Genomic DNA, 12615 nt, shown 5'->3' with positions numbered 1-12615 from the left:
AAAGCCAGACCGCACCCGCCGCGCCGCCAAGCAGTCCGATCGGCAGGTACTCCCGGCTGAGAAGCGGCTTCGGACGGCGATGCCTGGCATCCTCATCCCCGGCTCTCCGGCTGCCTGGTCGCGGCCTGGGCCGGGCCCCCGCGCGACGGGGAAGGAAAGCGCAGCGTGGCGCGGAGGCCGCGTCCCTCCCGCCCGGACGTGCCCAGCTCCAGCGCAGCGTCGTGCAGCTTCGCCACCGCCGCGACCAGCGCGAGGCCCAGGCCGCTGCCGCCGTCCGAGCGGCTCGGGTCCAGGCGGTGGAAGGGCCGTAGCACCTGTCCACGCGCTTCGGAGGGAATGCCCGGCCCGTCGTCCTCGACGACAAGCTCCGGTCCGGCAGGCGGCGCGGAGCCGGGCACCCGGACCCGGATGACGGTCCCCGGCGGCGTATGGCGCAGCGCGTTCTCCAGCAGGTTGGCCAGTGCCTGCATCAGCAGCTCGCGGTCGCCGCGCACTGTCACGCCCGGTGCGATGGCGGTGGTCAGGGTGCGTCCGCCATCCTCGGCCGAGGGGCCGTAGGCCTCCGCCAGATCGTTGGCGATGGCGGAGAGGTCGACCGGCGCGAAGGCGGCGCGGCGCGCTCCGGCCTCGACCTGCGCGATGCGCAGCAGCGCCGCGAAGCTGCGCAGGATCGCATCCGTCTCGGCGAGCGCCGCGTCCATGGCGATCTGGTACGCCTCGGGCGTCGCGGCCCCGTCGCGCGCCGTTTCCAGGCCCTGGCGCAGCCGCGCCAGCGGCGTACGGAGGTCGTGCGCGATCGCCGCGCTGGTGTGCCGCAACTCGTCCACGAGGTCGCGGATGCGGTCGAGCATCGCGTTGATGGCGCCGCCCAGGCGGTCCATCTCGTCGGCCGGGCCGGTGGCGCGGACGGGCACCCGGCGCTCCAGCTCGCCATGCGCGATCGCCTCGGCGGTCACGGCAATCGCATCCACCCGGCGCAGGAAGCCATGCGCGACCAGCACGCCGCCGCCGAGGCCGAGCAGCAGCATGACGCCGCCCGCCCAGAAGAAGGCGCCTTCGATCAGGTCGGCGGTCTCGTCGAGACTTGTCGCGTCGCGCGCCACCGCCAGCAGGCCGCCGCCCGACAGCGACACGGCCCGGCCCAGGATGGCGATCTCGTCCTCGTCCTCGCCCTTGATCTCGAACCAGCCGCCGGCGGCGCGAGGTGGCAAGGCGGGCAGGTCGCCCGCCAGGCGCCGCCCCGCGGCGTCCTCGACCGCGAAGCGCAGGCCCGAACGCAGCCTCTCGGCGCCTTCCTGGCCTGTCAGGATTCGCGCGAGGTCTTCGGCGGTGGTGGTGCCATGGTTCTCGCCGCCCGGCAGCAGGTTGGCGATGTCGGCGGCCACGGCGTCGCTGATCTGCTGCCGCAGCGCTCCCACCGTCGCCCAGTGAACCAGGCCGAACAGGATCGCCGAGGAGAGGACGAACACGGCCGCGTAGAGCAGGGCGAGCCGGACGCCCGACGAGTTGCGCAGCCGCGCGAGGCCAACCACGGCCTGCCGCCAGGATCTCCACGCGCCGCGGCCGGAATGGTCGGTGCGCATCCCTCAGGGCTGCTGGGGCCGCAGGTGGCGCCAGAGGAACCAGCCGAGGCCGAGCGCGAGGGCGGCAAGGATGGCGGCATCGAAGCGGTGCATGACGGCGCGCAGCCGCGGGTCGGCGTTCCACCGCTCGCCGAGCCGGTAGCCGACATAGGCGAGTGCGTAGCACCAGGGCCAGGAGCCCAGGAAGGTGTAGAGCTGGAAGGGAAGCTGGCGCATCCGGGTGATCCCGGCGGGCAGCGCGATGAAGGTGCGGATCACCGGCAGCAGCCGGGCGACGAAGACCGCCGGGGCACCGAACCGCTGGAAGAAGCGGTCGGCGCGTTCCAGCGCCTCCGGCCTGAGCAGGACGAAGCGGCCCCAGCGCTCGACCAGCCTGCGGCCGCCGCGGGCGCCGAGTGCGTAGGCCGCCGAGGAGCCGAGGCTGCACCCGACCGCCCCCGCCGTCGCCGCCAGGGCGAGGCTGAAGCGGCCCGTCGAGGCGAGATAGCCCGCGAAGGGCATGATGACCTCGGACGGCAGCGGGATGCAGGCGGATTCGGCGGCCATGAGCGCGGCGACGCCGCCATAGCCGGTGGCCGAGATGAAGGCGACGATCCAGGTCGCCATCGAGCTCAGAATGCTGTCCAGCAGGATCGTTCTCCTTGGCCGCGGGTGCGGTTCCATACCTGGCGGCGATGCCCCTGGTGGCTCAGGGGGTTTGTTCGGCTTCGACGCCGCCGCTTTCCACCAGGCGGGACAGCAGCAGGATGCAGGCCAGCATGAAGGCGCCAAGCACCGCTGAAGTCGTGGCCCGGCTCAGCGCCATCCCGCCATCCGCAACCGGCTTGCCGAGGAAGCTGCCGAGCGGGCGGGCCAGGATGAAGGCCGCCCAGAACAGCAGCGTGCGGGACACGTCCGTCTGGAAGTAGGCCGCGGCGACCACCGCCAGGCCCGCGCCGAAGACCAGGGCGCCGCCGCCGTAGCCGAGGCTCGTGTCCGCGAGGAAGTCGCCCAGCGCCGTTCCCAGCCTTTGCGAGAACATGATGGCCGCCCATTACGGTGTCGACTCAATCAGGTGATCCAGAAACAGACGCTTGCGACGAGGGCGATGGCGGAGAGGAAGTTTCTGGCGAGGCGGTCGTAGCGGGTAGCGATGCGGCGCCAGTCCTTCATCCGGCAAAACATCCGCTCGATGACATTGCGGCCCCGATAGGCTTTGCGGTTCAGCGGATAGGGGTGGCGGCGCGCGCCGCTGGAAGGGATGACGACCTCGGTTCCCTGGGCTTCCAGGCGCTGGCGCAGATGGCCGGCGTCATAGGCCTTGTCGGCCAGCAGGCGGCGAGGTGGTGCGATGTCATCCAGCAGCGTGGCGGCCACGCTGATGTCGGCGACGTTGCCGGGCGTCAGGATGAAAGCGAGCGGTTTGCCTTCAGCATTGGCCACCGCGTGGATCTTGCTGGTCCGCCCGCCACGTGAGCGGCCGATCGCCTGCGCGGCTTCGCCCCCTTTTTCGCCCCCGAAGCGGAGCGATGGGCTTTCACATGGGTGCTGTCGATGGAGATCTCATCCGGGATGTTCCCGGCGGCCGCCAGGCGCTCGAAGAGCCGCTTCCAGATGCCCTGGGCACTCCAGCGATTGTAGCGGTTGTAGATGGTGGTGGGTGGGCCGTACTCGGGCGGGCAGTCGCTCCAGCGGCAACCCGAACGCAACACGTGAAGGATGCCGCTGATGACCCGCCGGTCATCCACCCGATGCGCGCCCGCTCGACCCTTTGGCAGATGCGGCTCGAGCACCGCCCAGGCCTCATCGCTCAGCCATTCCGATCCGCTCATGCTACCTCCCGCGAAGCATGCAGCGAATCAGAACATGACATGAAAATCAATTACCTGATTAGGTTGTCAACCTAGAACACCTCTGCCTTGCGCGACCGGATCCCTTCCACCGAGACCGAGCCGAGCGAGCAGTGCCAGAGGCCGAGCGTCGCCATCAGCGGCGCGAAGAGGAGCAGCGACCCGCCGGTGTGGCCGATGCCGAGGGAGCGGTCGGCGAAGTCGGCCAGGACGGTCCCGGCCGTCGTGGTGGCGATGCTCGCATTCCAGGAGACCAGCGGATGGAACCGCTGCGCGCTGGCCTGGGCAGTGACGGCGACGGCCACGGCGAAGATGGCGGTGCCCGCCAGGTAGCCGAGGCCCAGGGACATGGTCACCGCGTCGCCGCCGGTCTCGCCGAGCGTGCTGGCGGCGATCTTGATGAGCCGGAATCCGGGGGTGACCTCGGGGACCTTGCTCAGGCCGCTCCCGGTGCTGCCTCTCATGCGCATCCTTTCGCGCCGTCGGCGCGGGCGGGGGCCGGGTTGGCCAGCCTATCCGCCCGGCCGCACCCTGGCCGCCGCCGCCTTGGAGGGTCCTTCCCAAGAGATTGGGATTTCCCAATGTGGCAAGGGGCGGGCCGCCCCGGCGGCCGTGCCCGCCACGCGTCAGGTCGGGAGGGGGGGCTCGGCCTGCTCGGGCGCGCGGAGGCAGTAGCCCGCGCCCCGCACCGTGTGGATCAGCTCCGCGCCGAAGCCGCGGTCGACCTTGCCGCGCAGCCGGCTGACATGCGTCTCGACGATGTTCGTCTGCGGGTCGAAGTGGAAATCCCACACCTTCTCCAGCAGCATGCTGCGCGTCACCACCTGGCCCGCGTGCCGCATGAGGCACTCCAGCAGGCGGAACTCGCGCGGCTGGAGCTCCACACGCTGCCCGGCACGGCGGACGGTGCGCCTGAGCAGGTCCATCTCGAGGTCGGCCACCCGCAGGCGCGTCGGCTCGGCGCCGAGCGGGGGACGGCGGGCGAGGGCGTTGAGGCGGGCGAGCAGCTCGGCCAGGGCGAAGGGCTTCACCAGGTAGTCGTCGGCGCCCGCGTTGAGGCCGTCGACCCGGTCGTCGATCCCGCCCATCGTGGTCAGCAGCAGGATTGGCGCGCGGACCCCAGCGGCGCGGACGGTGCGGACGATCCCCGCGCCGTCCAGCCCGGGCAGCATCCGGTCGATCACCATGAGGTCGTAGGGCTCCGCGGCGGCGAGGAACAGCCCGTCGCGGCCGTTCGCGGCGGCGTCGACGACGTATCCCGCCTCGGTCAGCCCCTTGGCCAGGTAGTCGCGTGTCGACGCGTCGTCCTCCACCACCAGGATCTTCATCGGATGCTCCCCTGCCTGGCGCGCGCCCGCGCCAGGAACATATAGCCCAGCCGCCCCTCGCCCGAGAGCTCATGGATGAGGGCCACGCCGACATGGCCGCCGAGATAGGCCCAGAGCACGGTCACCAGCGCGGAGTGCAGCGCCAGCAGGGCTTCAAGGCCGCCGAACCAGCCGAGCGCGCCCGTCAGCGCCACCGCCGCCACGACGAGCAGACCCAGCCCATGCACCGCCGGGGCCAGGGCCGCGCCGGTGTCGGCCGCCTGCGGCAGGCGTGCGGCGCGGAGCTTCCGGGCCGCCCGGAGCGCGTCTGCCCGGAGCGCGGCGCGGCGGCCCGCCGAGAACCACGGGAAGAGCGCACCCGGCGACACTGCCCGGCGCCCGGGTCGGACCAGGGCGGCCCACCAGAGCAGCGCGACGGCGCCGACGGCGCCCAGGCCAACGAGCCTGTGCGCCAGGAACCAGACGTCACCGCCACCGCCGCCTTCCATTGGCGACGACATGATCGATCCGGTCGTGAGTTGCGCGGCCACGAGGGCTGCGACCGCCAGATGCGCCAGGCGGGTGCCGGTCGCGGGCTCATGCGCCGCCGGGGCGGAGTGATCGGTCTCAGGCACCGTCGTCTCCCTCGGCCGTGGTGAGGCGCAGCACCAGGAGGCCGCCGAGGGCGAGGGGGAGCCTGAGCGCGACCGGCAGCACACCGCTCAGCACCGGCCGCGCTGCGCGGCACACACGCAAGCTCTCGACGTCGAGCAGGAGGGGCGCGGCCCTGCCGGAGCCGCTGCGCGGCCTCCCGGTGCCGCCTGAGGAACGAAGCCGTGGGTCCGAAGCGGTTGCCGGAGGTGCTTGCGCCACGTTGTCTCGCGTGGCCGCCGCGATGGCTGGCGCCATGCCTTGCATCATGGTCGAACTCCTTCCTGCCCGCGATTCTCCGGGGACCCGATCGCGCGAACGAAGACTGCCGCTGTCGCGAAGACAGCGCGTTGGATGCGACTATACGCTTTGCCAATGTGGCCCCGCCTTCCAGCCGGCGGCCGAATCCAGGCAGGAGGGCGAGACCCTTCCGGGAGTTCCTGGAGGCCCTCAGTTCAGCGCGCCGCCGCGCGGGGTGCCGAACCGGCTTCGCTGGCGCCGCGGCTGAGGTGGAGGACCAGGCCGCCGATCACCAGGAGGAACAGGAGACTGGTCGGGACCGTTCCGGAGCCCATGCCTCCCTCGGCCACCGGTTGCGACAGGCGATCGCCGAGCGACGCGCCGAGCGGCCACGTCATCGGGTTCGTCCTTCTCCGGCCAACCGAGCTTATCCAACCGTCGGATTTCCGGGGACCACCTCACCGGCCCACCTGGGCGCCGTCGGGACAGGGCATGCCCGGGCGATGCGGCGGCTGTTCCGCGTCAGGTGTCGAAGGCGTCGGAGCACTCTGCACGACCGTGGCATCCGGATGGCGGGCGTCGTGATCGGCTCCAGACGGGGCCTGGGCCGTTGCGGGCGCCGGCACCGCCGTTCCAACGGCGAGCGCGACGGCGGCCATGCCGCCGCTGGCAGCCCGGATAAGCCTCTGGGCGTCCTCCTTGTTCTCCCCGCCGGTGCGGCGGGTGGAAATTTCCCCCGCGGTTCGGAGCTGCCCCCTTTGGGACCTCAGCGCCTTGATCTGCCTCAGAAGCCGACGCGAGGAGTGGCCGCTCCCGCACCCGGTGGAGCATCGAGAGCGGCCGCACCTGGCTCAGACGAAATCGCTGTAGGCCAGCTCGGTCATCATGCCGGTCGCCATATGGTAAAGGTTGTGGCAATGGAACAGCCAGCGACCCGGATTGTCGGCGTCGAAGGCGACCCGCACCGAGCCGTGGACCGGCACGAGCACCGTGTCGCGCATCGCTCCGGCGATGGGCGTGCCGTTCAGGGCGAGAACCTGGAAGTGGTGCCCATGCAGGTGCATCGGATGGGCCATCTGGCTCCGGTTCACCATTTCCACTTCCACGCGCCAGCCCTGCGAGACCACCAGCGGCTGGCCATGTGCCCAGGTCCGCCCGTCGATGCCCCACCGGTAGGGCTGCATCATCCCGGTCAGGGCAATCCGGTGCACGATGTCGGCGCGGCGCGGCGCCAGCGGCTGCATGGCCTGGAGGCGCCGCTCCAGGGAGAGGTCCACCGCACCCACGGCCTGCCCGGCCGCCTCTGCGACCTTTTCGACGCGGGCACCCGGCGTGGCCAGGATGATGCCCGTCCGCTGCCGGTCGCCCTCGCGTTGGGCGAGAACGGGAAAGGCGCCGCCGCTGGATGGCATCTGGAGGACGACATCGACGCGCTGCCCCTGCGCTATGGGGAACTGCCTGGCGGCGAGCGGCCGGACTGGGTTGCCATCCACCGCCACAATGGTGCCCTCAAGCGCGCCCAGGTCGAGCCAGAAGGCGGTCGAGGTCGCCCCGTTGATCAGCCGAAGGCGGACACGCCCCTTCCGCTCCGTTCTCACCACCACGGGATCGGCGAGCGTCCGGTCGTTGGCCAGGTAGGCGTCGTAGTCGATGTCGTTGAGGTCCATGACCATGCCGGTCCTGGCCGTGCTGCGGCCGCCGGGCATCGCAGCCATGGGCGCCTGCGCATGGCCGCCCATGCTCATCCCGGACATCGCGTGGCCGCCTGTCGGCATGCCCTCCATATGGCCGGAGCCCATCGGCAGGCCGGATGTCGCGCCACCCGGCATTGCCTGGGCGGCTCGCGCAGCGTCGGCGGCCCCGGTCAGCCCGGCCAGGATCTCGCGAGGGTCGCGGAAGGTGAAATCATGCAGGAGCACCACGACCTCCTGAAGGTCGGCCCGTGCGTCCTCTGCCGTCCGCACGACAAGCGGAGCCGCCATGAGAATCTGCTCCTGCAGGCCGTGGTGGGAGTGCATCCAGTGTGTGCCGGGACGCGCGGCATAGTCGTAGGCTTGGCGGCTGCCCGGCGGGATCAGGGCTTCAAGCCCGGTATCCGCCACGCCGTCCTGACGCACGGGGGGCGTTTGGCCGTGCCAGTGCACGATCGTCTCTTCGCTGGTCTGGTTGGCCAGTTCCACGAGGAAGCGTTGACCGGAGGCAAGCGAGATGCCTGGGCTTCCGTCCGGTTGGCGCAGGCCGAAGACGGTGGCCGCCTTGCCGTTGATGTCCAGTGTCCGACGCTCGGCGGCAAGCCGGATCGGTGCTGCTGGCTGGGCGCGAACGCGCGCGCCGCCCCCGAGGGCGAAAGTGGATGCGGCCGAAGCCGTGGCAAGCAGGCCGCGTCGTGTGAGCTTGATGGTCATGGGGCGTTCCGTTCGTCTGAGGTGATTCGCGTGTCGCGGTCTCAGACCGGAAGCCTGGGCGGAGGAACGGAAGGCGCGATCGGCAACCCGGCGCGCAAGGGCTGGGGAGCCGGATGGACTGCTGCGGCGGTCGCTGCGGGCAGGGAGATTGTCCCTCCCACGGGACTGACCCACTGGCTCAGGCAGGGGCCGCAAGCGGCGCAAGCGGCCGGCATGCGGCGAGGCGCCTGGTGGCCTGAGTCAGGCTGAAGCGCCGACTGCGATCCAGCTTGGTGCCACATCGCCGGGCACGGCGACCGTTCAGCGCTGGCCGCCGCCAGAGCAGCCGGGAACCACACGAGCAGCGCCGCCGTCAGCAGGATGCGCGCCAAGTGCACGACTCTGGTCACCCTCCACTCCTCTCGACGGCCTGCATCGGTTTGGCAGGCGTCCGGCGCCCAACCACTCCGGCAATGCGAAGAGGCATCTGGAGGGCGCGTGGGCCATGGTCAACAGGCCTTTCGGGTGAAGGCGTCCTTGCCGAGATCCATCGACTGGAGGGATGCGCGGTGCCGCTGCCAGGCCTCCCACCCGACGGCGCGGGACACCTGGTTTTCACCACTGATGACGCACGCAATTTGGTTCCCCTCCAGGACAGCAAAGGCCAGGGACGGGCAGGGAAGACCACGCTCTCGGAAATGATTTGTCGCAATGTGACAAGGAACCGCTGCCTTGCCGCGCATGTTGGGGAGATGCGGGCTTGTCTGTCGCGGCCTTTGCGTTGCACGGCCGGTCCTCTGCTGCTTCTCAGAGCTCGAAAGGCATCCCATGCGCGCGCAAGAGATGATCCGTACGCACCCGCAGGTGAAGGGCAACATCAACGATGCGCTGATCCGGTGTATCGAGGAATGCTATGCCTGCGCGCAGACGTGCACCGCCTGCGCCGAGGCCTGCCGCAGCTGCGAGAAGGCCTGCCAGGAGGCTGCGGCCAGCGTCACCCCCTAGGTTTTGTGGGCACTTACCTGAGCCAGAGGACGGTGGCGGCGAGGGTGACCATGGCAAGGTAGTTACGGGCGGTCTTCTCGTAACGGGTGGCGACACGCCGGAACTGCTTGAGCTTGGAGAAGCAGCACTCGATGAGGTGGCGCTCCTTGTAGAGCGTCTTGTTCAGCGGGTGCTTGAAGGTGCGCGACGGGTTGTTCGGGATGACGGCGATGGCGCCCGCCGTGGCGATAGCTTGGCGGAAGTGGTCGGCGTCATAGGCGGCGTCGGCCATGACGGCTTCGGGGCGGTCGTCGCCGAGCAGGGCGGCGGCCTGCGGCGCGTCGCCGCGATGCCCGGCCGTGAGCATGATCCGGGCGGGGCAGCCGAGCCCGCGGACGGCCAGGTGGATCTTCGTGCTCAGGCCGCCGCGGGAACGCCCAATGGCCTGATCGCCAGACCCTTTTTTGCCCCCGCCGCGTGCTGGTGGGCGCGAACGATGGTGCTGTCGATGATCAGGTACTCGAAGTCCGGATCATCAGCCATGGCCGCGAAGATGCGCTGCCAGACGCCTTTGGCGCTCCAGCGGCTGAAGCGGCGGAAGGCGCTGTTCCAGGCCCCGAACGCCTCCGGCAGGTCGCGCCAGGGAGAGCCGGTCCGCACGATCCACAGCACCGCCTCGACGAACATCCGGTTGTCACGCCCAGACGTGCCGCAGCTCCGCTCGTCGCCGATGATGTGCTCCGAGATCCGGCACCACTGCGTGTCACTCAGGATCAGCCGGTCCGCCACGCCCATCCGCGCCTCCAAAAGGCAGCCTTGAATCACACCGGAACGGCCGCGGGAAGCCCGAGAGTCCACAAAACCTAAGGGTTGTTGCCGCGCCGGGGTGCCCGAGGCCACCGGCGCTGCCGCCTGCCTCAGCCGAAGGAATCCGACTGTGGCCAGTCGCCCCGACGACCTTCCGTCCAGCCGCATGCTGGCGGGGCGAGGCGCCGAACCTTGCAAAGCCTGTCAGCGGCAGGCTTGACCTTCCCATAATGGGAATCCCCACCTTCGTGGTACGATTGCAACGCGAAGGAGGCATCCATGCTGCGCTTCAAAATCCCGAACATGGCCTGCGGCGGCTGCGCCAAGGGCGTGACCGCCACCCTCCGCGAGGTGGACCCGAACGCCGTGGTTCAGGTCAGTCTTGAGCATCGCGAGGTCACTGTGGAGAGTAAAGCCGCCGGTGCCGACACCTTGGACCGCGCCCTCCGCGATGCGGGCTGGAAGAGCGAGCGCGTGGCGGCCTGACCTTCACGGGGGTCGAGCCTGCGCAGTACAGCAGGCCCGGCCTCCATTCGGTGCTGCCGTCCTCGGGCCAGCAAGCGGTCCTCAAGCCGGAAAGTGTCGAACTTCCCGGCTTGAGGCGGGGCGTTCACCCGCCGCCAGCGGCCCGGGCGGGGTCCGCCAAGGTCAGGGCGTAGTCCTGGCCCAACAGAACCTGGCCGGCGGGCAGCCGAACCGTGTCGGCGCCGATGCCCAGGAAACCGCCCCGGGAGACGAGGATCTCGCCGGTCTCGGCGGCGTAGCCTTTCAGAGTCCCGGCTTCCTCGCCCCTGGCGTTGAGGACCGTGCGACCCTCCGCCTCGGCCACCGCCTGCGCGTCGAGCCTGCGGGGCTCCGCCTCGCCGAGCGGCGCCTGGGCCAGTGCCCGGGAGGCGGACTGGAAGGTGTCCGCCGCCTTCTCGGGCTCGCCGTTCTGCAGCGCCGTGCGCCCTTCCTCGACGCCGCGGCGGGCGTCCCGGAAGGCCTTCCACCCTGGCTCGTCCAGCATCCAGGCGGTGTCGCCGAAGCGCGCCAGGCGGCGCGCCCGGTCCAGCGCGCGCGTCGCCTCGTGCCGGCGCCCTGCGCGCAGCCCCTCGGCGCTCTGCGACATGGCGGTGGCGAGAGCTTGCCGGGCGGCGTCGAACCGCGCGGCCGCTTCGCTCGCAGCCTCCGCGGCCGCGCCCGTTGCCTGCGCCATCGCGGCAGGGGTCAGCGGCAGGGCGGCGGCGATCCAGGCTGCGCCCAGCAAGGTACGCAGAGTGCGATGCGGCCTCATCACCGGGCTCCCTGCGGCGCCGCTTGGCCCTGCTGGGGCTTCCGGTCCTCGCCCTGGCTGTCCTGCATCTGCTTCAGCATGTGCTCCATCCCCTGTCCGTGCTTCCAGCCCATCGAGACCAGCCACCAGTTCATCGGGTAGGTGAAGACGAAGCCGACCATCAGGCCGAGTGCCCCGAAGGTCCAGAAGGCATAGGTGGTGGGCATCGGCTGCATGCCGACCACTGCCGGAGTGACGAGGCGCATGACCAGGCCCATGCCGACCATGACGGTGATCATGGAGAAGAACTCGGCACGGCCGCCCTTCCAGATCGCGGCCAGCCAGCCATTGCCGTGCAGGCGCATCGCCCAGGTCTGGAAGATGAACCAGCCGAAGGCGTAACCGACCGCGTACTCGAACCAGAACTCCTCCCAGAAGAAGAAGCCCATCAGGCGGGCGCCCACCATCGCCGTCATGATGCCGAGGCCGTCGCCCGCGACGCAATGCGTGGCCGAGGCCATCACCTTGCGCCAGCGTGGCTTCGAGAACTCGGTGAAGCGGCGCATCTTCTCCATGCGGCCCTGCACCCTGCCGATGCCCGGCGGCCGGGAGGTGATGAAGTAGAGCGCGATGCCGATGACCGAGAAGAAGAAGATGATGATGGGCCAGCAGGCCTTCAGTGGCGGGTTCAGGGCCGTGTTGGCGGTGAAGGAATCGTAAATCATCCAGGCGGCGCCCAGCGCGCCGACGGCGTACCAAGTAAGCGCAAACCAGGGCTCCGCCATGAAGGGAAGCGTGTTCGCGATGACGTCGAGGATGCTCATGCCTGGGTCCGGCGATCGCCGCCTCCGTTATCCTGTGATGGTGCCGGCCCGGCCGCCAGCGGCAGCTCCTCCAGCCCGACGGCCCGGAAAGCCTGTCCCTCATCCGCCTCCCTCCCTCCGGGCAGGCGTCCCGGGCGGGCTCGCCGCGCCCGGGGTGCCGCCATGCCGCCTAGCTGCCTTTGCTGCCGGGCGCGGCCAGGCTGGTCTGCGGGTAGTCGGACCACTGCTGCGCGCCCGAGGGCGTCGCCGACTTCACCTCGCCGCTGCGCTGCTTGCTCAGCTCGGCCTCCTTCGCCTGCACCTCCTCCGGGGTGTGGGTGGTGCCCTGCGGCTTGTGCTCGACCTCGCCCTTGGTCTGCACGACGTGCTGCTGCGGGTCCTCGACATAGGTCCAGTGCTCGCCCGGGCCCCAGGGACCCTGGCCCTGGTTCCAGGGACCGCGCGCGTCGGCGCCGTTGGACATGTTGAAGTAAGTGTGGGTGTGGCGTGGATCGCCTTGCAGAATGCCAGGCGGGAAGTTCGGCTGGATTGTCTCCAGCGCGGCCGAGAACATCTGGAAATGGGCGATTGTTGATTTTCGGTGAGACCTGACCCGGGAATGGTCAGAGTTTTCGCTGAGAAATGACCCGTGTCTGGAGTGAACCCCTGCGGCTGGACCACTTGGCGCTCCAGAACTGATACACTGGCTGGACCTTCCATCAGGAGAAGGTCATGCCGTCACGAGGCACCTACCGGCGCCATTCGCCGCAGT

At 70.3% G+C, this 12615-nt stretch carries 14 protein-coding genes and 1 pseudogene; 2 read left to right on the top strand and 13 right to left on the bottom strand.

From position 1 onward, the window contains the following. Nucleotides 1–92: 92 nt before the first annotated feature. The 9 genes from QMO56_RS23145 to QMO56_RS23105 all read right to left on the bottom strand — a co-directional run bounded on the left by QMO56_RS23145 (nucleotide 93) and on the right by QMO56_RS23105 (nucleotide 8015). A complete protein-coding gene (locus QMO56_RS23145) occupies nucleotides 93–1583 on the bottom strand; it encodes a HAMP domain-containing sensor histidine kinase (RefSeq protein WP_283529621.1) in 1491 nt (496 codons plus the stop codon). A gap of 3 nt (nucleotides 1584–1586) precedes the next feature. Then, nucleotides 1587–2189 carry a DedA family protein gene (locus QMO56_RS23140; protein ID WP_283529620.1) on the bottom strand — a complete coding sequence of 201 codons (603 nt, stop codon included), beginning with the start codon at nucleotides 2187–2189 and terminating at the stop codon, nucleotides 1587–1589. 82 nt (nucleotides 2190–2271) lie between these two features. Further along, nucleotides 2272–2604, bottom strand: a complete 333-nt coding sequence (locus QMO56_RS23135; protein WP_283529619.1) for a hypothetical protein — start codon at nucleotides 2602–2604, stop codon at nucleotides 2272–2274. 29 nt (nucleotides 2605–2633) lie between these two features. Then, nucleotides 2634–3394, bottom strand: a protein-coding gene (locus tag QMO56_RS23130) for an IS5 family transposase (protein ID WP_408906547.1) whose coding sequence is annotated in 2 segments (ribosomal slippage) — nucleotides 2634–3071 and nucleotides 3074–3394 — 759 coding nt in all. Because the reading frame shifts where the segments join, the coding sequence is not laid out codon by codon here. A 71-nt stretch (nucleotides 3395–3465) separates the two neighbouring features. After that, nucleotides 3466–3876: a hypothetical protein gene (locus QMO56_RS23125; protein ID WP_283529616.1), complete on the bottom strand. Its 411-nt coding sequence runs from the start codon at nucleotides 3874–3876 to the stop codon at nucleotides 3466–3468. 162 nt (nucleotides 3877–4038) lie between these two features. Next, the gene (locus QMO56_RS23120) at nucleotides 4039–4740 is read right to left on the bottom strand and encodes a response regulator transcription factor (protein ID WP_283529615.1); all 702 of its coding nucleotides are present in this window, start codon (nucleotides 4738–4740) and stop codon (nucleotides 4039–4041) included. Further along, a complete protein-coding gene (locus tag QMO56_RS23115; RefSeq protein ID WP_283529614.1) occupies nucleotides 4737–5354 on the bottom strand; it encodes a cytochrome b/b6 domain-containing protein in 618 nt (205 codons plus the stop codon). Before QMO56_RS23115 ends, QMO56_RS23120 begins: the two co-directional genes overlap by 4 nt. 471 nt (nucleotides 5355–5825) lie before the next feature. Continuing rightward, nucleotides 5826–6008: a hypothetical protein gene (locus QMO56_RS23110; RefSeq protein ID WP_283529613.1), complete on the bottom strand. Its 183-nt coding sequence runs from the start codon at nucleotides 6006–6008 to the stop codon at nucleotides 5826–5828. Between the two features lie 453 nt (nucleotides 6009–6461). Then, a complete protein-coding gene (locus QMO56_RS23105; protein WP_283529612.1) occupies nucleotides 6462–8015 on the bottom strand; it encodes a multicopper oxidase family protein in 1554 nt (517 codons plus the stop codon). Between the two features lie 822 nt (nucleotides 8016–8837). Between QMO56_RS23105 and QMO56_RS23100 the strand changes: the two genes are divergently transcribed. After that, nucleotides 8838–8999 carry a hypothetical protein gene (locus tag QMO56_RS23100; RefSeq protein WP_283529611.1) on the top strand — a complete coding sequence of 54 codons (162 nt, stop codon included), beginning with the start codon at nucleotides 8838–8840 and terminating at the stop codon, nucleotides 8997–8999. Nucleotides 9000–9012: 13 nt separating this feature from the next. Here QMO56_RS23100 and QMO56_RS23095 read toward each other — a convergent pair. Further along, nucleotides 9013–9773, bottom strand: a pseudogene (locus tag QMO56_RS23095) (IS5 family transposase). Nucleotides 9774–10064: 291 nt separating this feature from the next. Here QMO56_RS23095 and QMO56_RS23090 point away from each other — a divergent pair. Continuing rightward, the gene (locus QMO56_RS23090; RefSeq protein WP_283529610.1) at nucleotides 10065–10271 is read left to right on the top strand and encodes a heavy-metal-associated domain-containing protein; all 207 of its coding nucleotides are present in this window, start codon (nucleotides 10065–10067) and stop codon (nucleotides 10269–10271) included. A gap of 124 nt (nucleotides 10272–10395) precedes the next feature. Here the strand turns inward: QMO56_RS23090 and QMO56_RS23085 are convergent, their stop codons facing one another. The 3 genes from QMO56_RS23085 to QMO56_RS23075 form a co-directional block, all read right to left on the bottom strand. Continuing rightward, nucleotides 10396–11061: a hypothetical protein gene (locus QMO56_RS23085; protein WP_283529609.1), complete on the bottom strand. Its 666-nt coding sequence runs from the start codon at nucleotides 11059–11061 to the stop codon at nucleotides 10396–10398. Next, on the bottom strand, nucleotides 11061–11864 hold the full coding sequence (locus QMO56_RS23080) for a DUF4396 domain-containing protein (RefSeq protein WP_283529608.1): 804 nt from the start codon (nucleotides 11862–11864) through the stop codon (nucleotides 11061–11063). Before QMO56_RS23080 ends, QMO56_RS23085 begins: the two co-directional genes overlap by 1 nt. Nucleotides 11865–12033: 169 nt before the next feature. Next, nucleotides 12034–12417 (bottom strand): hypothetical protein, encoded by a 384-nt coding sequence (locus QMO56_RS23075; RefSeq protein ID WP_349362381.1) that lies wholly within the window; start codon nucleotides 12415–12417, stop codon nucleotides 12034–12036. Between the last annotated feature and the right edge of the window lie 198 nt (nucleotides 12418–12615).

It is taken from the genome of Roseomonas sp. E05 (genome assembly GCF_030063475.1).
Lineage (GTDB): Bacteria > Pseudomonadota > Alphaproteobacteria > Acetobacterales > Acetobacteraceae > Pseudoroseomonas.
The sequence above is the reverse complement of the archived record's forward strand: the minus strand, read 5'-3'. Positions and strand labels throughout refer to the sequence as shown.

Bases quoted from the DNA above. Each gene is read 5' to 3' on its own strand.
- QMO56_RS23145 (WP_283529621.1), bottom strand. From the start codon at position 1,583: ATGCGCACCGACCATTCCGGCCGCGGCGCGTGGAGATCCTGGCGGCAG.
- QMO56_RS23140 (WP_283529620.1), bottom strand. From the start codon at position 2,189: ATGGCGACCTGGATCGTCGCCTTCATCTCGGCCACCGGCTATGGCGGC.
- QMO56_RS23135 (WP_283529619.1), bottom strand. From the start codon at position 2,604: ATGTTCTCGCAAAGGCTGGGAACGGCGCTGGGCGACTTCCTCGCGGAC.
- QMO56_RS23125 (WP_283529616.1), bottom strand. From the start codon at position 3,876: ATGAGAGGCAGCACCGGGAGCGGCCTGAGCAAGGTCCCCGAGGTCACC.
- QMO56_RS23120 (WP_283529615.1), bottom strand. From the start codon at position 4,740: ATGAAGATCCTGGTGGTGGAGGACGACGCGTCGACACGCGACTACCTG.
- QMO56_RS23110 (WP_283529613.1), bottom strand. From the start codon at position 6,008: ATGACGTGGCCGCTCGGCGCGTCGCTCGGCGATCGCCTGTCGCAACCG.
- QMO56_RS23105 (WP_283529612.1), bottom strand. From the start codon at position 8,015: ATGACCATCAAGCTCACACGACGCGGCCTGCTTGCCACGGCTTCGGCC.
- QMO56_RS23100 (WP_283529611.1), top strand. From the start codon at position 8,838: ATGATCCGTACGCACCCGCAGGTGAAGGGCAACATCAACGATGCGCTG.
- QMO56_RS23090 (WP_283529610.1), top strand. From the start codon at position 10,065: ATGCTGCGCTTCAAAATCCCGAACATGGCCTGCGGCGGCTGCGCCAAG.
- QMO56_RS23085 (WP_283529609.1), bottom strand. From the start codon at position 11,061: ATGAGGCCGCATCGCACTCTGCGTACCTTGCTGGGCGCAGCCTGGATC.
- QMO56_RS23080 (WP_283529608.1), bottom strand. From the start codon at position 11,864: ATGAGCATCCTCGACGTCATCGCGAACACGCTTCCCTTCATGGCGGAG.
- QMO56_RS23075 (WP_349362381.1), bottom strand. From the start codon at position 12,417: ATGTTCTCGGCCGCGCTGGAGACAATCCAGCCGAACTTCCCGCCTGGC.